The 22553-nt window shown below is 40.4% G+C and carries 25 protein-coding genes and 1 tRNA gene; 5 read left to right on the plus strand and 21 right to left on the minus strand.

The genetic code is table 11. The annotated features are described in order from the left end of the window. The first annotated feature begins 17 nt into the window (after positions 1-17). Genes OCV73_RS01180 through OCV73_RS01190 form a run of 3 tightly spaced genes read left to right on the plus strand, consistent with a single transcriptional unit; the run spans position 18 to position 3396 of the window. Positions 18-1010, plus strand: a complete 993-nt coding sequence (locus OCV73_RS01180; protein ID WP_147548462.1) for an HlyD family secretion protein — start codon at positions 18-20, stop codon at positions 1008-1010. A 3-nt stretch (positions 1011-1013) separates the two neighbouring features. After that, positions 1014-2198 (plus strand): ABC transporter permease, encoded by a 1185-nt coding sequence (locus OCV73_RS01185; RefSeq protein ID WP_147548463.1) that lies wholly within the window; start codon positions 1014-1016, stop codon positions 2196-2198. Then, positions 2182-3396, plus strand: coding sequence for an ABC transporter permease (locus OCV73_RS01190; RefSeq protein ID WP_147548464.1), 1215 nt, complete (start codon positions 2182-2184; stop codon positions 3394-3396). Before OCV73_RS01185 ends, OCV73_RS01190 begins: the two co-directional genes overlap by 17 nt. 1 nt (position 3397) lies before the next feature. On the opposite strand, the gene OCV73_RS01195 is transcribed toward OCV73_RS01190, so the two are convergent. From OCV73_RS01195 to OCV73_RS01230, 9 genes are all read right to left on the minus strand, one after another. After that, entirely contained in the window at positions 3398-4096 is a 699-nt protein-coding gene (locus OCV73_RS01195) for a hypothetical protein (protein WP_262512838.1), read from the minus strand. 52 nt (positions 4097-4148) lie between these two features. After that, complete coding sequence (locus OCV73_RS01200; RefSeq protein ID WP_262512839.1) at positions 4149-4412, minus strand: hypothetical protein; 264 nt, start codon at positions 4410-4412, stop codon at positions 4149-4151. 103 nt (positions 4413-4515) lie between these two features. Continuing rightward, complete coding sequence (locus tag OCV73_RS01205; protein WP_147548465.1) at positions 4516-5016, minus strand: hypothetical protein; 501 nt, start codon at positions 5014-5016, stop codon at positions 4516-4518. 33 nt (positions 5017-5049) lie between these two features. Next, positions 5050-5544 (minus strand): hypothetical protein, encoded by a 495-nt coding sequence (locus OCV73_RS01210; protein ID WP_147548466.1) that lies wholly within the window; start codon positions 5542-5544, stop codon positions 5050-5052. Between the two features lie 141 nt (positions 5545-5685). Beyond that, positions 5686-6180, minus strand: coding sequence for a hypothetical protein (locus OCV73_RS01215; protein WP_147548467.1), 495 nt, complete (start codon positions 6178-6180; stop codon positions 5686-5688). Positions 6181-6183: 3 nt separating this feature from the next. Continuing rightward, positions 6184-6450, minus strand: a complete 267-nt coding sequence (locus tag OCV73_RS14525; protein ID WP_394802939.1) for a JAB-like toxin 1 domain-containing protein — start codon at positions 6448-6450, stop codon at positions 6184-6186. A 300-nt stretch (positions 6451-6750) separates the two neighbouring features. Beyond that, a complete protein-coding gene (locus OCV73_RS01220) occupies positions 6751-7623 on the minus strand; it encodes an ATP-grasp domain-containing protein (RefSeq protein WP_147548469.1) in 873 nt (290 codons plus the stop codon). A gap of 3 nt (positions 7624-7626) precedes the next feature. Then, entirely contained in the window at positions 7627-9567 is a 1941-nt protein-coding gene (locus OCV73_RS01225) for an N-formylglutamate amidohydrolase (RefSeq protein ID WP_147548470.1), read from the minus strand. A gap of 84 nt (positions 9568-9651) precedes the next feature. After that, positions 9652-10503 (minus strand): helix-turn-helix domain-containing protein, encoded by an 852-nt coding sequence (locus OCV73_RS01230; RefSeq protein WP_147548471.1) that lies wholly within the window; start codon positions 10501-10503, stop codon positions 9652-9654. A 257-nt stretch (positions 10504-10760) separates the two neighbouring features. Between OCV73_RS01230 and OCV73_RS01235 the strand changes: the two genes are divergently transcribed. After that, positions 10761-12086: a DEAD/DEAH box helicase gene (locus OCV73_RS01235; protein WP_147548472.1), complete on the plus strand. Its 1326-nt coding sequence runs from the start codon at positions 10761-10763 to the stop codon at positions 12084-12086. Positions 12087-12088: 2 nt separating this feature from the next. Here the strand turns inward: OCV73_RS01235 and OCV73_RS01240 are convergent, their stop codons facing one another. From OCV73_RS01240 to OCV73_RS01255, 4 genes are all read right to left on the minus strand, one after another. Next, complete coding sequence (locus OCV73_RS01240; protein ID WP_147548473.1) at positions 12089-12775, minus strand: RluA family pseudouridine synthase; 687 nt, start codon at positions 12773-12775, stop codon at positions 12089-12091. 102 nt (positions 12776-12877) lie between these two features. Next, entirely contained in the window at positions 12878-13624 is a 747-nt protein-coding gene (gene fabG, locus OCV73_RS01245) for a 3-oxoacyl-[acyl-carrier-protein] reductase (RefSeq protein ID WP_147548474.1), read from the minus strand. 46 nt (positions 13625-13670) lie between these two features. Further along, entirely contained in the window at positions 13671-14615 is a 945-nt protein-coding gene (locus OCV73_RS01250; protein WP_147548475.1) for a 3-oxoacyl-ACP synthase III family protein, read from the minus strand. A 10-nt stretch (positions 14616-14625) separates the two neighbouring features. After that, complete coding sequence (locus OCV73_RS01255; protein WP_147548476.1) at positions 14626-15204, minus strand: TetR/AcrR family transcriptional regulator; 579 nt, start codon at positions 15202-15204, stop codon at positions 14626-14628. A gap of 368 nt (positions 15205-15572) precedes the next feature. Between OCV73_RS01255 and OCV73_RS01260 the strand changes: the two genes are divergently transcribed. Then, a tRNA-Met gene (locus OCV73_RS01260) sits at positions 15573-15644 on the plus strand. 156 nt (positions 15645-15800) lie between these two features. On the opposite strand, the gene OCV73_RS01265 is transcribed toward OCV73_RS01260, so the two are convergent. The 8 genes from OCV73_RS01265 to OCV73_RS01300 form a co-directional block, all read right to left on the minus strand. Further along, on the minus strand, positions 15801-16049 hold the full coding sequence (locus OCV73_RS01265; protein ID WP_147548477.1) for a hypothetical protein: 249 nt from the start codon (positions 16047-16049) through the stop codon (positions 15801-15803). A gap of 187 nt (positions 16050-16236) precedes the next feature. Continuing rightward, the gene (locus OCV73_RS01270) at positions 16237-16416 is read right to left on the minus strand and encodes a response regulator (RefSeq protein ID WP_147548478.1); all 180 of its coding nucleotides are present in this window, start codon (positions 16414-16416) and stop codon (positions 16237-16239) included. A 260-nt stretch (positions 16417-16676) separates the two neighbouring features. After that, positions 16677-17168 (minus strand): SPOR domain-containing protein, encoded by a 492-nt coding sequence (locus OCV73_RS01275; RefSeq protein ID WP_147548479.1) that lies wholly within the window; start codon positions 17166-17168, stop codon positions 16677-16679. A gap of 155 nt (positions 17169-17323) precedes the next feature. Further along, complete coding sequence (gene hisB, locus OCV73_RS01280) at positions 17324-18457, minus strand: bifunctional histidinol-phosphatase/imidazoleglycerol-phosphate dehydratase HisB (RefSeq protein WP_167551191.1); 1134 nt, start codon at positions 18455-18457, stop codon at positions 17324-17326. Positions 18458-18467: 10 nt separating this feature from the next. Beyond that, complete coding sequence (gene hisC, locus OCV73_RS01285) at positions 18468-19505, minus strand: histidinol-phosphate transaminase (protein WP_147548483.1); 1038 nt, start codon at positions 19503-19505, stop codon at positions 18468-18470. Further along, positions 19502-20806: a histidinol dehydrogenase gene (gene hisD, locus OCV73_RS01290; RefSeq protein WP_147548485.1), complete on the minus strand. Its 1305-nt coding sequence runs from the start codon at positions 20804-20806 to the stop codon at positions 19502-19504. Before hisD ends, hisC begins: the two co-directional genes overlap by 4 nt. Before the next feature lie 4 nt (positions 20807-20810). After that, complete coding sequence (gene hisG, locus OCV73_RS01295; RefSeq protein WP_147548487.1) at positions 20811-21662, minus strand: ATP phosphoribosyltransferase; 852 nt, start codon at positions 21660-21662, stop codon at positions 20811-20813. A 276-nt stretch (positions 21663-21938) separates the two neighbouring features. Further along, positions 21939-22352, minus strand: a complete 414-nt coding sequence (locus tag OCV73_RS01300; RefSeq protein ID WP_147548489.1) for a DUF6789 family protein — start codon at positions 22350-22352, stop codon at positions 21939-21941. Positions 22353-22553: the final 201 nt, after the last annotated feature.

The raw sequence follows: 22553 nt of genomic DNA on the forward strand, positions 1-22553 counted from the left end.
ATATCAACCATTAAGTTATGGAGAAACAAAGAAAATACCTGACAATAGCTTTTGTCATTATACTGGTCGCAGTTATTATAATTTCCGCAGCCGGAATGATACTGCTGGGGAATAAACCCATGATACTGCAGGGAGAGATTGAGGCTACAGAAATACGTATATCGGGAAAACTACCGGGCCGTATAGACACATTCCTCGTCAAGGAAGGACAGAATGTGAAAGCGGGAGATACGCTGGTGATCATTAACAGTCCCGAAGCGGTCGCGAAATACGAACAGGTAAACGCCATGGAAAATATCGCCGTTTTCCAGAATCAAAAGATAGACGAAGGAACACGGAAACAAATTATAGAATCGTTTCTGCAACTCTGGAACAAATCCAAATCGGATCTCCAACTGGCAAAGACTACCTATGACCGGATACGTACCTTATATAAAGACAGCGTAGTAACTTCACAAAGGAAAGATGAAGTAGAAGCTTTATATAAAGCTGCAGTAGCTAATGAACAGGCTGCTTACCAACAATACCAGATGGCACTGGACGGTGCACAGAAACAGGATAAAGAAAGTGCACGCTCTCTGGTCGAAGCGGCCAGAGGATCGGTGAACGAAGTAGAAGCCCTGCTACAGGATGCCCGCCTTACGGCTCCGGAAAGCGGACAAATATCGTCTATCTACCCTAAACGGGGGGAACTGGTCGGTGCCGGAACCCCCATTATGAGTCTTGTGGTATTAAACGATGCTCATGTCGTACTGAACGTCAGGGAAGATCTGCTCCCTCATTTCAAAATCGGTGAAATATTCCGGGGAGATGTTCCCGCCATAAATAAAAAAAGAATAGAATTTAAGACGAACTATATCAGTCCCCTGGGAAGTTACGCCACCTGGAAGTCAACCAAACAGACCGGAAGCTACGACCTGAGAACTTTCGAATTACATGCCTTACCCGTTTCACAAGTGGAAGGTTTACGCCCGGGCATGTCGGTACTGGTAAATATGAACGAATTGTAAATAATGGAGAGATGCACAAAAAACGGTCCTTTTGTTTCTGTCCTTAAACGGGAATGGAGACGTATGACATCCCGGAGGCTCTACTTCGGCGTATGTATCGTACTACCGTTGTTCTGTGTCTTTTTCATGGCAACCATATTCGGTTCGGGGCAAATGGAGAATATACCTATCGGTATCGTGGATTACGACCAAACTGCTACTTCGAGGAACATTGCACGAACGGTAAGTGCCGTCCCTACATTCAAAGTGGCGGGAGATTATACCGACGACGTGTCGGCCCGTACGGCTACACAAAAGAAAAAAATATACGGTTACCTGGTTATTCCGCCTAATTTCGAAGAGAATGTACTCGGAGGCAGGCAAACCACATTGTCTTACTATTACCACTACGCACTACTCAGCGTAGGAAGCGAAGTGCATGGGGCTTTCGAAACCGTATTGCAGCCTGTTTCAATGACACCGCTTGTAACGGAAGCTACAGCTTTGGGTATCAGCGAAAACCAGATAGAAGACTTCCTGGTACCGGTCAACGCGCAAGACCATCCGTTATTCAATCCCGACCTGGATTATTCGGTCTACCTGAGTCATCCGTTCTTTTTCATCCTGTTCCAGGTAATCATCCTGCTCGTTACCGTCTATTCGGTAGGAAGCGAAATAAAATTCCGTACCGGCGATGAATGGCTGAAAACCGCCGATATGAATATTTTTACGGCTGTAACCGGTAAATTGCTGCCTTATACGGTCATATTCGTTATTATAGGAATATTTGCCAATTATGTGATGTTCGGCATTGCGAATATACCTTTCTCGGGGCATTTTTTAAACCTAAACCTGTCAATGATTCTTTTCATTATCGCTACACAAGCCTTAGGAGTTTTTCTGTTCTCCCTATTCCCGGCCATCAGCATTATTATCAGTATCGTATCAATGGTAGGTTCGTTAGGCGCAACACTATCTGGTGTGACCTTTCCGGCCCCGTTCATGTTTCCCGTCGTATATTACTGCTCCTTTCTGTTTCCGGTAAGGCATTTTGTGGAAATAAACCAGAATCTCCTGTACGGCAATTACGGGTTCGCCTATTCCTGGCAAAATGTTTGTTCCCTTTTCGCTTTTGTCCCGGTGGCCCTGTTAATACTCCCCCACCTGAAAAAGGCTATATTAAGTCACAAATATGAAAACATCAAGTAAAATAAAATATATTCTCAAAGAAATAGCTTCGATAGCTGTAAACGAATTCAAGACCATATCGACAAGCTATGCGATTCTTCTCGTTCTCATGGGGGGCATTTTCGTATATGGACTGCTTTATAACTATATGTATGAACCTAACCTGATCAGGAATGCTCCGATAGCCGTAGTGGATAAATCGGGAACGGCCCTGAGCCGGGAATATACCCGCCTGATTGATGCCGCACCTCAAGTAGAAGTATATGCCCGGACATCTGATTTTACTCATGCGAAAGAACTGATGAAAAAGAACGAAGTCATCGGCATTATATATATTCCCGACGATTTCGATACGAGAGTAAACCGGGGAGACGAATCTCTCTTTATCATGTACGGAACGACAGATGCATTCCTCTATTATCTTGCCATGCAGGAATCATCCGCCGGAGCCATGATGGAACTGGACGAAAGATACCGACCGGAGATGCTGGTATTTTTACCTCATCAAGACATACAACAAATATCACAATCACAAGCCATTACGATAGCAGGAACAGCTCTATACAACCATACCGAAGGTTATGGCAGCTATCTCATTCCCGCCGTACTCATGGTAATCATTTTCCAAACGTTACTTATGGTTATCGGGATGATAAGCGGAGACGAACGGGACTCGGGTACAATCCGGTTGTACGGCAGGCAAGGACTTTCTTTCGGACATATGGCACGTATCATCACAGGAAAAACATTTGTCTACTGCACGTTATACGCCATATTCTCACTGTTTCTCCTGGGACTGATGCCTGTTGTTTTCAGCCTCCCGGCCATAGGCCATCCTTACGAGATCATTATGCTTATAATTCCTTATCTGCTGGCGACCAGTTTTATAGGACTTTCAGCATCGGTATTCTTTACCGATTCGGAAACACCACTTCTTATGATCGCATTTTTTTCCGTTGGGCTTATCTTTCTCTCAGGAGTTTCCTATCCGCTGGAACTGATGCCCTGGTACTGGCAAGCAGCACACTACCTTATTCCTGCAGCCCCGGGAACACTCGCTTTCGTAAAAATAAATTCGATGGGAGCTTCCATGTCTGACATACAAACTGAATACATCACCCTCTGGGTACAATGCATCGTTTACTTCATACTGGCATGTCTTGCTTACCGGTACAATATTAAAAAAGCCATAAACAATCCGATAACTCAGCCCGGGTGAATCAAAGTCCTCCATAACCAGACGATAAGGAATATAAGCAATCTTCATACATTTTTCCGGGCTTCTTACGGTAACCGAGCTTATGAATATTACTATAAGTCGCCTCCATTTCTTTTTTTAATTTTTGGGCAGCAAGGCTTTCCTTATCGGTTATTTTAAGATAATGCTCTGTCATTATTCCGGCTTGTACCAAAAGGGCGTTGATACAGTTGGGGTAATATTTCAAAACCGTACGGCAACATTCCCGGATAAATATTCCGTCATTACCGGGATACTTCCTGCCGTACCCCTGTGCCAGATCGACCAGACAGAGGGCTATTTCTTCTTTTACGGTAAGAGTGTCCATATACAGGCTGTTACGAATAGCATCGGGATGGATATAGCCGGATGTTATGATCCGGGCATCGGAAGGATGGCTCCGCGCGGTAAGTTCCAGATTATACAGACCACTCTTTTCTGTATAAGCTTTGACATACATATGATTAGGTGCGAGAGCCAGCCAGCATTTTTCTTCCAGTTTATTCATAATGAGTTTGTACAGCAACAGCATGGAGTGACAGTTACCTTTCCCCGTTGCCATCAACGTTGTAACAAACATGTGACTCCACTCTTTCTCTCCGGCAAAATCTTCGGAATTATACCTGAGCGGGAGATGATAGATAACGGTATCTTCTAATAATATGGGGATAGAATCGGTCATAAAAGAGAATACGGCGGCTTGTATGTTTACCGAACATGAATTCCGACCGGCATTATATGATATTCCTGTTTTTTGCTAAAGACCGGCATATTCCGGCATAATATTCTATCCGGCTATCGAAAGCGGATTGTGCCAGGTTCCCTTCGTAGTATGCGTTTTCAACACTAAAAACGGCTTTGGAAAGATCGGCGGTATCCGTGCCATCGAGCATGTTCTCTAACAACCGGAATCCCCTCATATAATCGACCTGTGCCAGAATATGAAAATTTCGTATGCCAAACAAAATGGCTAAGATAAATATAAGTTTATATTTCATCAGTAATACTTGTTTTATTATATATTTTTCTTCTAGCTACTACCGCCGGGACCAGAAATAATAAAAACATAACGATTCGATTCACCATATTATCACAGTAATTCTATTTAAAGCAACATATTCCTGTAAGAACCATTTTTCCATAGCTATAGGACAGGGAAAATGTTCCCGGATCGGTCATTCCCCGGGAAACATCTTCGGCATAAGACAATTTCTTTTTATTGTCCGATACCGTACAAAGATATTCGGGAACAGGACCTGACCATATAAAAAGATAATCTTTATATTCGAAACAGCCATCGAATGTAATTCTTCTATTTTCCCCGAATTCGGGAGTCAGCATGAAAATCAGATCAAAATAGTTTTCTCTTTTTTGACTGTAAATATTGAATATTCTATATTCTCTTTTTTTGATTTGAGGACAAAATGAATTGAAAATCAAAGAATCTATTCCTTGTAAAAACAGACTGTCTTTTATCATTAATTCCGGTAAATATTTATATCTGTCTTCAGCCTGAGGAGTATATCCCGAAGACTGGGCATGAACTATTTCTGTAAAAAAACAGAGTATCAATAAAGAGATTGTATGTTTTAATTTTATCATTTTATTTATCTATAAAAATTGAATTTAATTTTACTAAAAACAGCACATGCCTGTTAATTCCATTTTTCCTTGGGTATATTCAAATGAAAATTCCGCCAAATCGGATCGGATAAAAGGGAGATTCTTCAGGTAATATAGTTTTCTTTTATTATTTGAAATATTCCATAATCTATATGGTATTTCTCCATACCATATAAACAAATAATTCTTATATTTAAAACACCCTTGAAGTTTACTCTCATTATGAAATTGAATTGTAGGCAATAAGGCAAAATACAAATCATATTTATTCTCATTTTTTCTACAATCAATATTAAATGTTTTATGTTCTCTTTTTTTTATTTCCGGGCAAAATGAATTGAAAATCAAAGAATCAATTCCATGCAAAAACACGCTGTCTTTTATCATTAATTCCGGTAAATATTTATAGGTTTTTTCTAATTTAGGGACCGGGATCTTTGATTGTGTATTTAATACACCAAGTGAAGAATAAAATACACTCAAGAATATAATAAGATTTATTTTCATTTTTAATAATATATATATCTGTTCGTCTTAACATGATAAATTCCAAATGAAGGAACTAGTAATCCCTGTTGTCTCAATACACTTGTAACCTGAGATTTAAACAATTTGTCATTATTTCCTGGAAGATTGAATTTAATTTTACTAAAAACAGCACATGCCTGTTAATTCCATTTTTCCTTGGGTGTATTCAAATGAAAATTCCGCTGAGTCAGATTTTATTATAGGAACTACTTTCATATAAAATAGTTTCTTTTTATTGCCAGATATTTTACATAAATATTCCGGAACCGGACCATACCAAATAAAAAGGTAATTCTTATATTCAAAATAACCACCTAAATTAAGATACTCATAATACTGAAACTCAGCAGCTATACTAAAAATTAAATCAAAATAATTTTTTCTTTTTTCACTATAAATGTCAAAGATTTTAGTTTTACCTCTTTTTATTTCCGGACAAAATGAATTAAATATTAAAGAATCAATTCCCAATAAAAACAAACTATCTTTAATGATTAATTCTGGGACATATTTATAGGCTCTTTCAACTTTAAAAACAGGGACTTTTGATTGTAAGTTTGGTATTCCTGTGAAGAAACAAAATAAACATATACCAATTAAATATTTTAATTTCATAATTTAATATTTAATGTATGTATTTGTGGGTACATAAAATATTTCATAAATAGGAATAGATAACTTTTGCTTTTGTAAAACAGTGTTAACTTGAAATTTATATTGTAAATCTTTAAGACTTGCATAATCCGATTTGGGATGACTGTGTATCAACGTTCTGGTAGTATAACTATAATAAAGACGATCCGACATACTATATGATCCTCCAGGTTCTTTTCCTGCAATAACCCTATCAATTGTTCCCGGATTTTCATAGCTTATTGTAATTATGTAAAAATATAATTAATTTTCGTATTAAACAAATATATCTTAACAAAAGAGCTATTTATGACCGATTTAAAATAGAACCGAGAACAGATATATACAAAAAAAATTGATTGTCTCACGACAACCAATCTTTGTTAACCTTAATCTTAATCTAATACTATGAAAAACACAGTGCAAATATAATGGTTTTATGTTATGTAGCATAATTATAGAACACAAAAACACAATTTATTAACTTTATTTTAATATCGATGTCGTATACATGAAATATTTTTACATTTTGACCAACAAAACGGCATTCCATTAACATTTAGTTATAACCGCATGAATATAACGAAATAAATGTGCCGGTAAATTAGTTTTCTGAGGCAAACAGGAAAGAGTACGAAAACCGGCATTACCGTTAATCTCGCATACAGTATAGGAACTTCCGGCAAACAATATGTCCACTCCGGCAAAGTCCAGGCCAATTGCACGGGCAGCACGGACAGCGATATCCCCAACTTCTCTATTCATCTCGAAAGGAGCGACCCGGCCTCCTAAAGAGTAATTGGATTTAAACGAAGTATCGGAATGCCTCATTACCGAGGCGGCAATCTCGCCTCCTATCACCCACACTCGTATATCTTTTCCCCGGCTCGTCTCTATATATTCCTGAGCCAGACAGCGTTCACCTTCTTTCTCTAAAACTTCCTTCATTTCCACTCCAGAATTAACCAGATATACATTTTCTCCTTTCGACCCTTCTATGTTTTTTATAATAAACTTTTTATTTCCGAAAAGTGAGCATAAATGCTCATAATCATATGCGCCTCCGGATAAATATACGGTATGGGGAGTAGGTATATCTGCACAGGAAAGGTGCAAATGAGACAACATTTTATTTCGGGATATTACCATAGATTCATTAGTGTTGAAAACGGGAATACCGCGCATCTCGAAATATACCGATATTATACTTTCATATCCTCTCATCAGCACGAAGTCGGGAAGCTGGCGCAATTCTCCCGCACACAGGCATGCACCCTTCGTTCCGGCCGGAATCAATATGTCTTCAAAAAAGAATACCTGCAGATCTATATCATATTTACGGGCTTCTTCTTCCAGCCAGTTAAAAGCCTGGTTCTTATTATTTAATGTGGACTTAGGATATAAAGCCCAACCTGTTTTTTTCATTTTTCATTCTTTATTAATGTCATTCACTTTATTCCGCTCTACACTTAGGATAAGATATATAAAAAAGAAACTTAGTCCCATAACGGACAAGGCGGTAATCCAAACCGGCAATTTAAGTTCCAACAGTGCTATAAATATACCTATAAAAGTCATAACGTACAGAAATATATTCTTTTTTATAACGCTTTTCATATCCCGTTCGATAGAAACCACCCCGGCATTCTCACGGTACATACATAATTTTGTACGTATTTTAAATGGAATACAGACAACCATATCCATATCATTGATATCAATAACACCGTTATTTATCTGGATGATACGTGCATAATCCTCTCTTTCCAAAGTCAGCACCCTTACTTTTGCCGAGCGATTCATATAGGTAACTATTACGCAATCATTCTCTTCTACACCCAAGATATGCTGATGATTTTTCGTAAGACGTATCACGTCGATATTGTCATCGGTCTCTTTCGACCGGGCAGACCTAAGCATAAGGGTCTTGCTGCAAACAGCCTTGTGCAACCACCGGGCCTGTGTAATGGAACCGTCTTCCGGAAAGACCGCAGGTTTATACAAAATATTATTTAGAAGCAGGCATTTTTTACATAAATCTCTCAACTCCTGCAAACAATCATTATCGAGAGGTTTTATCTCATATCCCGATACATTCCCCTCTTTATTATGGACGGGGGCATAACACCGTTCTATAAAAGCTTTACCGGCAACAGAAGACAGTGTCCGGAAAGCTTCGGTATCGAGCCTCGTAAAAATATCGATTTCCAATAAACGGCGCTGATAATAATAAGGAAAAATCGTAGCCTTTTTCCCATCGGTATACGGTACTGTCTCAAAACATCCTGATATTCCAGATATACTATTATAAACGATTATCTTTTTTTTCTCGTCCAACGAATCATAAATATCCTTCGACACAAGCAGTTTATTATAAACGATGTTCTCATGGTAAGGTATGGAATAAGAGACTTTATTATAATTCATTTTATGGACCAGGAGCAACTGCGAAGCCGTTTCGGGAAACAATGATTTTAACAAACGCTCGGTTATCCCCGCTTTTTCGGGCTCTATCCCTTTGTTAATTACAACGGTTCCTGTCTCTTTCTTTCCCTCTAAATTGTAGATATCTATTTCTCCTCCGTTTATCACCCCTTCCAGGCTACAAAGTTCCACCCTGTTTTGCGGTTTATGTTTACTGCTGGCTACCGGTGTATAAAAAGAGTATTGCTCATAATCACCTGCAACGACCTTTATTCCATTCAGGTAATCGCAAAGTATACGAAATGTCTTCTCAAAGTATCCCGTCCCTTTCTTTATATTGAAATAATTACCATTGATTTCTATCTGAAGTGCGGGAATACCGCATGACTTATTGATATACCGCGAAATGGTATTCGGATTATGCGCTTTGAACGGTTCATCTATCAGAACCCTGACTCCGGGTATATGAATTCCGGCTATACAGGAAAACAAACCGGTAATGATCCCCTGATTCAGTATATTTATTCCTTCATTCGTTCCCAGTTCATAATCAAAAGGGCGTGCCGGATTTGCCAAATGTATATCAACGAGAAAACGAATGTCATGTTCCTTCACATAAATTTCCAGATTCTTTTTGTACTCGCAGGGAGCAACCGGAATATCCGGATGTTCCTCCACAGGATCGTCGTTCGGATCGATACCGGTATTTGTATTATAAAACACATGGCAGCCTATATGTTGGTTCAGCAAGCGTGCCAGTGCGATTGTATATATTTCGGACGGTTTCTCGGCAAAAGTCCCCGAAGCCTCATCATAACGTTTGTGAGTTACGCTGTGAGGAGCCGAAACCAATATATTACTGCTACCTTCCAGTATATTACAAGTTAAACCGGGAATAACAGTATGTTCCCACATTTTTATATCTTCTACCGTCATATATTCCATATTGGTATGCAAATATATAAAATAAATCCAGGGAACACCACCGGAAATATTCTGAACAAAATACAAGATGCAACCTGATAAGAACTATTCGTTACGATATTCCTGCGGGGTCATTCCCACATGTTGCTTGAAATACTTATTAAAAAAGGAAGGATTATTAAAACCTAATGAAATGGATATGTCTTTAATAGGCAAATTCGTTGATTTCAATTGTGCCTTGGCATCCATAATAATTACTCCCGATATGATTTCAAGTGCCGTCTGCCCTGTAGCATTTTTTATCGTAGAACAAAAATGCGGTAAGGTGATTCCCATCTTATCTGCATAAAAAGAGACGCTATGTTCGCGCGTATAATATTGCAATACCAGCTGTATAAATTCGCGGGATATTTCGTTCTCCCTCGTAGGAGCCGTTTTTTTCCATTGAGTACCCTGCTTGTATATACCGGCTATACCATGAATAAATATATCCATGACCGGTCCCATGATTTCATTCGAAAGAATCGCATCGGGAGAACTGTCAGCTCTTGCCAGCAATGCTATGGCATCCCGATATATAGGGAGTATTTCAGGCGATAAAGGAACTATGGGATTTTCCACTATAACGGATCTAAAATCCATAGTACCCTTAATGAAATTAAAACTGTTTACAAAATGAGAAGAAAAGCCTACGAAGTAAAGCAGGGCATCATCCGACACCTCATGTATTTGAATGAATGTATTAGGTATAAGGGTTACAAAATCATTTTCACAAATCGTAAATTCAGCCAGGTTCACCGTGGCACGAATCGTTCCTCTCACACAAAGGGCAAAAATACCCGCTTTTATCTTACAAGGAAATTTGCCATAAAGATTAAGAATCTCACCCGTTATGTTGTCTCCTACGATGTAATCCGTAGGAATATCAAATTTAGGTATTTCCTCTTCAATGTCCATATCGGTATATTTTTTCCATTTCAAATATACAACTTTTTTTTCTAATATTCTAATAATCTTAATAATAGTATATCATTTCATAAAAATAGAACGGCCGGCGATCAGGAGAAGAATCAAAAAAATATCTTCTAAGAGTCACCGGGATAGAAGGTACTTACTTTACTTATAACGAACAAAAAAAGATTCGATACCAAATTACAATGTTCATATATACCATATAAGACCGGGCTACCGAAAAATATATTAACTTTGTACACATGGAATCAAAAGAAAAACTCGCGTTAAAAGCCTGCCGGAACTTAGGTATCGAACGGCTGAACGAAATGCAAAACAAAACCATAGAAATATGTAACGAAGCCGGCGATATCGTCCTTCTCTCACCCACCGGATCGGGGAAAACGCTCGCTTTCCTGCTTCCTGTCCTATTTCATATGCAACCTCCGAGACAAATGGTACAGGCACTCATAATCGTCCCGTCCAGAGAACTCGCCCTGCAAATAGACCGTGTATTGCGAACCATCGCCGCGGGTTTCAAAGTATGCTGTTGTTACGGAGGCCACCCGGTAAAAGAGGAAATAAAATCCCTTTCGATGGCTCCGGATATACTGGTAGGAACTCCCGGCCGTATACTGGATCATATAGAACGGAGAAATATCTTTCTTGAAAACGTGCATACGGTTGTTCTGGACGAGTTCGATAAATGTCTGGAGTTAGGATTTCAGGAACAAATGTCATCGATACTGAAACCACTGTGCAAAGTAAAGACGCGCATTCTCACTTCTGCAACCGACAGCGAAGATATTCCTGCCTTTACCGGCATAAAAAATCCGAAAAAGCTGAACTACCTGAATATACCCGTCAAAGAAAAACGACTATCGGTATTCTATGTTCAATCTCCCGAAAAGGATAAACTCGAAACATTATTATCACTCCTTCAAAACATTGATCCGGGACTCACCCTTATATTCTGTAACCAGAGAGAAAGTGTGGAACGGATAAACGGATTCTTGACGTCTAAAAGAATAATCAACGAGGCTTTCCACGGCGGCATGGAACAACCCGACCGGGAAAGGGCCTTGTGTAAATTCAGGAACCAGAGCAGTTTCATCCTCATATCTACCGACTTGGCTGCCCGCGGACTGGACATACCGGAAGTAAAACATATCATCCATTACCATCTTCCCCTCGACGAGGAGACTTACATACACCGGAACGGCCGTACGGCGCGTATGCATGCCGACGGAAACGCTTACTTGATCCTGGGTAGCACGGAACAGATGCCCGAATATGTAAAAAAAGACGCCCGGACAATCACGCTATCTCCTACGACAATGGAACCGGCTGTGCCTCCCATGACTACCTTGCATTTTTCGGCAGGGAAAAAAGAAAAACTGGGAAAAGGAGATATCGTAGGTTTCCTCATACAAAAAGGAGGAATTGGGAAGGAAGATATCGGCTCCATAGATATCAAAGATCACTACTCTTACGTAGCAATAAACCGGGAGAAAGCCCATAAAACCTTGAAACAAATTTCACAGGAAAAAGTAAAAGGCAAAAAGATAAAGATTGGTTTTGCCCTATAAACTTACTTTGTCTTTGCCACCTGCTCTTCAAATGCTTTCCACAAACTATTATCAGGGACGGGAGCCGTTACTTCTACAAGTCGTTTCGACACAGGATGTACAAAACTGATATGACGAGCATGAAGCGAGATTCCCCCATCAGGATTGGAACGTTCGGCCCCATATTTAAGGTCTCCTTTAATGGGACATCCTATTTTTGACAATTGACACCGGATCTGATGATGACGGCCTGTTTTTAAATCGATTTCCAACAAATGATACCGATCACTGGAAGCAATAAGTTTATATCCCAAAACAGCCTGCCGTGCTCCTTGTTTCATCGCATCGTAAGCTATAGACTTATTCTGTTTTTCATTCCGTATCAGATAATGCGTTATCTCGTCCTCTGTTTTTGGCGGCCGGTTTTTCACTATAGCCCAATAACTCTTTTTCATTTCTCCGTTACGGAACATATCGTTCAACCTGGACAACGCTTTACTGGTCTTGGCAAAAACCACCAGCCCGCTCACCGGGCGGTCCAGCCTGTGGGTAACACCTACGAAAACATTCCCCGGCTTAGCATATTTTTCTTTTAGCCATAATTTAAGAATCTCGGACAAAGGAGTATCACCCGTTTTATCTCCCTGTACGATCTCAGAGTTATTTTTATTTACTATTATAATATGATTATCTTCGTAGATTACTTCCATGATCTTATTATTTGCAGACAAAGATAATAATAAAAACGGAAGGAAAAGCCGGGAACATTCCCGTCTTTTATCCTTCCGTGCAAGCTGTTTGGATAGTTTATATTACATATTCATACCGCCGCAGCAATGGATCACCTGACCGCTCACGTAAGAAGACAAATCAGAAGCCAGGAAAGTAGCCACATTGGCCACGTCCTCCGGCGTACCCCCACGACGCAATGGAATTTGTTTTGCCCATTCGGCTTTCACCTCGTCCGAGAGAGCAGCTGTCATATCGGTAATAATGAAACCGGGTGCAATTGCATTGGCACGAACGCCACGGGAACCGAGTTCCTTTGCAATAGATTTAGCCAAACCTATCATACCGGCTTTGGAGGCGGAATAATTGCATTGTCCGGCATTACCGGAAACTCCCACTACCGATGCCATATTGATGATACTTCCGCCTTTCTGACGCATCATGATAGGGGTAACGGCATGGATGAAATTGAACGCGGATTTCAGATTTACGGTAAGTACCATATCCCACTGCTGTTCGGTCATACGCATCATAAGTCCGTCACGGGTGATCCCGGCATTATTAACCAGGATATCGATACGTCCGAAATCTTTCATGATCTCTTCCACGACCTTATGCGTATCTTCAAAATCCGCAGCATTCGAAGCATATCCCTTTACCTTTACACCCAGTGCGGCAATTTCGGCTTCGGTAGCTTTGGCATTATCATCTATATTCAAATCGGTAAAAGCGATATTCGCTCCTTCCGAAGCAAATTTAAGAGCAATGGCTTTACCTATACCTCTCGCTGCGCCGGTAACGACAGCAACTTTTCCTTCTAATAATTTCATATCTTTCTTCTTTTTGCAGCCCGTAGGCTATCTATATTAATATTCGTCAAATACGTACCAGGAAACCTCCGCTCGAATAACCTCCTCCAAAAACAGTAAGTCCTACCATAGTACCTTTTTTCAATTCGTGTATATGTTGTGCCAACACTAACATCGCGCTAGCCGAACCGGTATTGCCCAGTTCCTCTATATTGTTCAGAAACCGTTCATCCGGAAATCTTAGCTGGTGAGCGACATTAGCCACAATACGCTTGTTGGCCTGATGGCATATAATATAATCCAGATCGGAAATCGTCATATTGCGATTACGGGTTATACGTTCAAGCGCATCAACCAGATATTTGCAAGCATGCAGGAATACATCCCGTCCCTCCGGCATTGCTATGCCGTCTTCTTTCGGGCGTAATCGCACTCCCTCGGGACCTTTGCCCAATGTAGCCAATCCTCTCGTCACAACCTCCAGAATCTCCGATTCACCTTCTCTTTGCGGTTCTTTGGATATAAATACCGCCACTGCAGCATCGCCCCACAAATGACCGCACTTCGGATCCGATTCATTACTATAATATGTATTATGCTCCGAACATATCACTAACGCCTTAGTTGCTTTTCCTGCGGCAAAATAACCTTCGACAACTTCGAGCCCGTTCGTAAACGACGAACATGCCGAGGAAACATACAGAGCTTTTGCTTCTTCAATATTAAACTCTTTTTGTGCGACGTGAGCCAACGTAGCCACTGTATCGTAAGGAGAATAACAAGCCGACACGATAAGATCGACTTCTTCAATAGGATAAGGCAAACCCGGAACCGCATTGCGGATAGCCGCTATCCCCATCGTATTGCTATTTTCATGTTCTCCAGCTTTAGAGCGGGTACGGATACCTGTACGCTGTTCGATCCATTCTCCCGTCAGCCCGTTTACATTCAAAAAATGATTATTATCTACCCTTTCTTCGGGAATATAATAACCGGTTGAGTTGATGTACATAATTATTTTCTTATTTCTTAATTCCGTATAAAATAAAATCCATTATGTACTCTTTCAGTTTAAGCCGTTCAATACCAAGCTCCGCAAAATTATCACGGATATAAGGAACGTCCAATCCTTTAAGAGCATAGTGTAAAACCGAAGCTGTCGCCGCGACATTGGGCATTTGAAACACCCCTTTCTCCACACCTTCCTCCAGTATACCCCGGATAAGGTTCAACTCCTGGTTATCGATGTTCTTACGAGCCTTTTCCACTTGCCAGATATCGCGGAAGAATTCGGCTTTGAGCGTCCCGTTTCGAAGTACCGTGTCTTTAACGGCTTCCAGACGGATGAATATGTAATTCAATAATTTCTCTTCGGGCTGAAGATCCTTATTCGCTACCTCACTAAGCCGTTGCAACAGATGGTCTAACTCTGATTCGATAACGGCCCAGTAAACATCATTCTTGCTTTTAAAGTAAGTATATAACGTTCTCCGCCCTTTTCCCGATGCCAATGCGATATCGTTCATTGTGGTATTTTCAACCCCGTTACGGGCGAAAAGCCTACGGGCGACATCGATAAGCATCTCTTTTGTTTTAGGCATGTGTTATAAACTCCTTCGTGTGCACATTTGTAAAAAAACTGCGCAAAAGTAACAATTAAGTCCCAATATGACAAATTTTACACTGTTTTTTATAACAAATCGTCAGCTGCTATAAAACATAAACTACAAATATGTCAATATCCCGTTCCCTTAAATGACCGACCTATTTAATCCAAGGTCCCCCAATCCTGTACATGTACAATATTTCGGCATATCCCCTCATTGCCTTTTTCTATATTACCACGAAAATGACAAAACAAACCACACATTATCAAATAATTAAACAAAACAAACAGCAAATAAACAAAAAAACTGCACAAAAAATTTGCAAAATAAAAAATCTTATGTACCTTTGCACTCACAAACATCGCGGGATGGAGCAGTGGTAGCTCGTTGGGCTCATAACCCAAAGGTCGTCAGTTCGAGTCTGGCTCCCGCAACTAAAAAAAGAATCGCTACATGGCGATTCTTTTTTATTTTCAGGACAACGCTTTCAATTTTTATAAAAAACCACTGGTATGTATTACAATCCCAATACCGGAGAATACGGCAATGTGTCCTTTTATCTTATAGTTCCTGCCAAATTCCCTGACATATCACTTTTTCACTACCTGGGTAAGAACGCAATAACAGAATAGAATACCGAAATAACTTCCGGAAAGAGGCTTTAAATTTACAGCCTTTCCCAATATCGTAAACGGAATGAAAATACCAGCGGTCATAATCATTACTGTTAATATCAATACCGAACGGGAAGCATAACTTTGAATAAAAGGTATCTTACGAGTGCGTATCATATAAGCTATCAAGATCTGAGACAATACTCTTTTTACGTTTTCTGCCATGAAAAACAGCAGGTTATATTTCCTTTGGGAGAAAACATTATCTCTTTCCCGGCACAGGATACTAACCGCCTATTCAATCACCGCAGGACACAGATTAACGACTGCATCATTTTTTCACTTCAGCAACACTTTTATACAGGCATCCAGCTCCCAAAAGTCAAAAGATTTTTCCATATAATCGTCTGGATCAGAATAGAACCCCTTCCAGTTTATCATTTGTTGTTCCCGAAGCTTTCAGCATAAATACCGGAATATTGTTATTTATTTCCACCATCACTTTACATAATTCAAAGCCATTCATTTTAGGCAATATGACATCCGATATCACTTCTGCCGGCCTGAACATGTCGCCCTCATAAACCGGCATACCTGGTATCCCTATTCCTCCTGCCTCATTGTCTTAATAAATCGGTGACGCGCCGCCCGTCTTCTATTATCCGTATTTTATCATAAATAAAAAAGATTGCATTAAAATATACTCCGGTAATATTCCACTTTATCTCAATACCTTATTAATCAAATTTCAAAAATTCTATTTTTTCAGACTTACGGCTATATTATAAAAAAGAATAACGGCAACCTTTTTCGAAAGGTTACCGTTATTTATTATTTCCAAATACAAAAGCCTTACCGGTTAATCAGCAACCAGGGGTCTTTAATAAGCTTTTCCGGATATTTCTGTTTGATCTGTTCACGAGCTGTCACAGCATCAGGACGATTATCAAAACTGCAAGCTACGACCCGAAACATCCCTTCGGCATTCTGAGCCAGGATAGCCGTATATCCGTCGGCAATAAGGCGGTCTCTCAAACCCATGGCATTCACTTTCTGGATAAAGCTTCCTACAATCACATTATATTCCTTAAGCAAAGCATCATTACCGTCCACGGCATTGATACGTTCCGAAGATTCACGGATCTGAGGCGTTTGTACCGGAGCAGCCGGTGTTGCAGGGGCCGGAGCTACCGGACGAAATTCAGGGTCGGCAATTTCTTCAGCTACAGTAGGTTTTTCCTGTGCTTTTTCATAAGCAGCTTTATAAGCGCTCTGACTGGGTTTACAAGAGGACATTCCGGCAATAAGTGCTACGGAAAGAATCCAAAACATACTCTTTTTCATCGTCTATTTTCTTTATAAATGATTATTCGTTTTAATCATACGGAGAACCTGTTCACCGCATATATGCGACTCCGTACCATCCGATACAAAAGTATAAAAAAATAATCGGAGAATATTATCCGGCATCATCTAAATTTTAATAAAATATTTCTCTTCTATAAAACACCTTTGGAAGAAGGTAGTTCATAATGAAAAACATCTCTTTTTACCGCCATTTTAAGAGCCCGGGCAAATGCTTTGAATATCCCTTCTATCTTATGATGTTCATTCGTTCCTTCCGCTTTGATATTTAGATTCATACGGGCGGAATCACTGAATGATTTAAAAAAATGAAAGAACATTTCGGTAGGCATATCTCCAATTTTTTCCCGGTGGAATTCTACATCCCATACCAACCAAGGCCTGCCGCCAAAATCAAGGGCGACTCTGCACAAACAATCATCCATTGGCAAACAAAAACCATAACGTTCTATCCCTCTTTTATTTCCTAATGCCTTATTTATAGCTTCACCCAGAACTATAGCGGTATCTTCTACCGTATGGTGCTCATCCACATACAGGTCACCCTTTGTATGTACATACAAGTCCATGCCTGAATGACGCCCTATCTGAGCAAGCATATGATCGAAGAACCCAAGTCCCGTAGATATATCGCACAATCCTTTTCCGTCCAGATTCAATGTTACCGAAATTTCCGTTTCCGAAGTTTTCCGGCTAACGGTAGCTGTACGTTCTCCGGCAAAAAGATATTCGGTTATCTCATCCCAATTCTCGGCGATCAACACACAACAGGAAGAGAGCCCTTCTTGCTCTAACCGATCGGCAGCATCGGCATCACTATTAAAATAAATGGCTTTACATCCCAAATTACGGGCCAGCATTATATCGGTAATGCGGTCACCGATTACATAAGAAGAAGCCAGGTCATAATCCTTACCATCCATGTAATGCTTTAACATCGCCGTCCCCGGTTTTCTGGTCGGTTTATTCTCTGCAGGAAAAGAACGGTCTATCAGTATTTCATCGAATGTAATGCCTTCTCCTTTAAATGCAGACAACATCTTATTATGTACAGGCCAAAAGGTTTCTTCCGGGAAGGAAGGTGTACCCAGGCCATCCTGATTGGTCACCATCACCCACTCGAAATCAAGATTCTTACGCATAAAAGATAAATTGCGGAATACACCGGGAATAAATTCAAGTTTATCCAGCGAATCGAGCTGGTAATCAACAGGAGGTTCTACGACTAATGTCCCGTCCCGGTCGATGAACAAACATCTTTTCAATATTTTCTTTGATTCATTTTCCATATATTGCAAGTGCTTCTACCAATATTCTGTTTTCTTCTGCATTCCCTACCGTTATACGCAAACAACCAGAACACAAAGTTATTTTATTACGGTTACGCACAATAATACCTTTATCTTGCAAGTAATTATATAAGGCGGCCGCATCTCGTGTTCTTACCAATAAAAAATTGGCATCACTGGGATAGACTTTGGTAACAAAAGGAAATTCCTGCAAAAGGGTTTCCAGTTTCAAACGTTCCCGTAACAATACGTCCACCCATTCTTTTACGCATTCTTCCTTTTCCAGTATCTCTAAAGCATATTCCTGAGTAAGCGCATTGATATTATACGGATATTTAACCTTATTGAATACCTCTATTATTCCGGACGACGCAAACGCCATTCCCAACCTTACACCGGCACTTCCCCATGCTTTTGAAAATGTTTGCAAAATAACCAGCCGCGGATAATCGGGAAGACGTTTCAAGAATGAGTCCTGCGAAGAGAAATCTATATAGGCCTCATCTATCACCAAAATTCCTCTAAAATTATCCAGCAAGTATTTTATTTTTGATGCGTCGAAAGTATTGCCGGTAGGATTGTTAGGAGAACATATAAAAAGCAGTTTGGTATGATCGTCGGCCACAGCCAGTAAATCTACAGGATCGAAATCGAACTCTTCATCCAACGGCACTTTCCTGTATTCCACATCATTAATGTTCGCACATACTTCGTACATCCCGTAAGTAGGTTCGATAGCTACTGCATTATCGCGGGCGGGAATACAAAACACACGAAACAGAAGGTCTATTGCTTCATCACTTCCGGCTCCCAAAAAAACAGAATCGGGAGAGAGTCCTTTTATTCGAGCGATTTTTTCTTTGATACGGGATTGTAACGGATCGGGATAACGGTTATAAGGGGTGTTAAAAGGACTTTCATTAGCATCCAGCCATACGGAAGCTTCCCCTTTAAACTCACTACGGGCCGAAGAATAAGGAGTCAGCCTGAGAATATTAGGTCTCATCAACTGTTCTATTTCTGTCATTGTTTTTTGTTTTTTGATATTATTTCATTTAACCTTACCGTTACTGCATTTTTGTGCGCGTCCAACTGTTCAAAAGATGCCATTGTCTCGATGACAGGCCCCAGGGAAACCAGCCCTTTTTCCGTTATTTCCTGAAATGTTATTTTTCTGCTGAAACTATCCAGATTCACTCCACTATAAGCTTTGGCATAACCACTGGTCGGTAACGTATGATTTGTTCCCGAAGCATAATCTCCTGCACTTTCAGGAGTATATTTTCCAAAAAAAACGGAACCAGCATTGACCACTTTATCGGCATACCAACCATAATTATCGCATTGTATTATCAAGTGTTCCGGAGCATATGCATTTGCAAAATCCATAATCTCCTTTTCATCTTTCAAAACGACGATACTGCTATGACTTAACGACCTGCGAGTCAGCTCCTGGCGTCTCAATTTTCCAAGCTGACGTTCTATTGTTTCCGAAAGCGAATCGGCCAGCTCCTCATCGGTGGTCAGCAATATAGACTGGCTGTCGGGACCATGCTCTGCCTGGGAAAGAAAATCGGCTGCCAAAAATTCTATATCCGCTGTCCCGTCTGCAATAAGCATCACTTCCGACGGGCCCGCGGGCATATCTATCGCGACATCTTTCAAACTTACCAATTGCTTGGCTGCCATAACGTACCGGTTTCCGGGACCAAAAATTTTATATACCCTCGGAACAGTTTCCGTTCCGTAGGCCATAGCCCCTATAGCCTGTGTACCTCCGATCTTAAACACATTCGTCACTCCCGCAATACGTGCGGCGTACAGGATAGCCGGATGTATTTTTCCGTCATTTCCCGGAGGAGTGCATATTACGATCTCCTTGCATCCGGCAATTTTTGCCGGCACAGCCAACATCAGTACAGTAGAAAATAACGGAGCCGTTCCTCCTGGAATATACAAACCTACTTTTTCTATTCCTACAGATTTTTGCCAGCAAGTTACCCCTGTCGTTGTTTCGACCGGATTACCTGCTATAACCTGTGAAGCATGGAAACGTGCTATATTCGCCGAGGCAACTCCTAAGGCAAAACGTAACTCCGGAGATACAAGTGTTTCTGCTTCTTCAAACTCTCCGGGGGTAACTTCCAGTGATGAAAGTTCCACTCCGTCAAATCGTTTCCCATATTCCCGGATAGCTTCATCTCCCCGTACACGGACATCTGCCAGTATTTCGCCCACCGTACGGTGCAATTCCGAAATATCGTTATCGGGGCGGGCCATCACCCGTTCCCAATCTTCCCGAGCCGGGTATTTAATAATTTGTACCATTAATTTATAAAATCATTTTTTCTATATCCAGCACAAGAATACCTTCGGCCCCGGCTGCTTTTAATTTATTGATTATCTCCCAAAAATACTTTTCTTCCAGAACCGTATGTACCGAACACCACTCATCATTCGCCAACGGCATGACCGTAGGGCTCTTGATCCCCGGCAATACGGCTAATACGTCTTCCAATTGAGACTTGGGAACATTCATCAGAATATATTTCTTACTATCCGCTGCCTGTACAGCTCCTATCCGGAATACCAGTTCTTCCAGGATTTCATTCTTCTCAGGAGTAAGGTTTTCATTGGCAACAAGCACGGCCTCGGAGTCCACAACGACCTCGACTTCTCTCAACTGGTTGCTGATAAGCGTACTGCCAGAACTCACAATATCAAAAATAGCATCGGCCAATCCTATACCGGGAGCAATCTCAACCGATCCGGTAATGACATGTATGTCCGCCTTTATTCCTTTTTCATTGAGAAAAGCAGATAATATCCCGGGATAAGACGTTGCGATCTTTTTTCCGGAGAACCACTCGAGTCCTTTATAAACGGCATCTTTCGGTATGGCGAGGGATAAACGGCATTTACTGAAACCCAAACGTTTCACTTCACGGGTTTTCTTAGCTTTTTCTAAGAGCTCGTTCAGTCCGACAATACCTACATCCGCCACCCCTGAAGCAACCGAATCGGGTATATCGTCATCCCTCAGAAACAATATCTCCACAGGAAAATTCCGTGAAGGGACAAGCAATGTACGCTTCCCGGAAGAAAGTTTTATACCGGCTTCGGCCAGCAAAGCCATCGAATCTTCATACAAACGTCCTTTAGACTGTACAGCAATACGTAACATAATATCTTTTCAATTAATGACGATGATCATTCCGGTAACAAAAAAGGCTTACCCGAACAGGTAAGCCTTCTCATTATATCTTTATTTATACAAACATAACATGCCGCTCACCTCTTACGAAGTCAGAAATGATGCCTTGCATGATGTCGTACGTTTCTATTCATTTTTTATTTATCTGTCGGCAAAAATAAAACTTATTTTTACAAACACAAAATATAATAACAAAAAAATTTCATTTCCACATAAAAACCTTTCTTTTAATAGCAGATTGCAAGTTCAATTCTTTACCCGGCCTACGATTCGTCCTAAGACAAATCCGTAAGCGACGTAAGCGATCATAATGCCATAAGCTTCGATAGCCCCGTTCAAAGATGCTATTTCATCATTAGTGGCATATAACATGGAAACGATAATTATAATGCTGACAAGCACTCCGTACACGACCCCTCGCATTCCTGTATTTTTGATCCAGGAAAACATATTATTAAAGAACCACGTATAAGCAACAGCTACGACGAAAGACATACAAGCCGATGCGACCCAGCCCACCCAAAGCATAGACCCCGACAATGAAGGAAAGATGACCGGTCTTGGCATAAGTACACCCATCATCTGCTCGACCAGAAAGATAACGACCAATATCACATATCCGGCACATGCCGCCAGCAAAGTCAATTCTATTTTCTTCATACTTTTTTTTAGTTAGTAAAATTAAAACAATCAACCGTACACTTTTGTTTACTTTTTTTATCGTACGTCAATAGGAAAAAACATCTTTTTAATCCTTCATTAAAGAATGTTTTTTTTTACGCAAAAATTCAGCATATGTTTTTCTTACTATCGTTTTTTTGTATTTTTATCGCTACAAATCAAGGATAATCTATAGTCTAT

The organism is Barnesiella propionica (genome assembly GCF_025567045.1).
Lineage (GTDB): Bacteria > Bacteroidota > Bacteroidia > Bacteroidales > Barnesiellaceae > Barnesiella_B > Barnesiella_B propionica.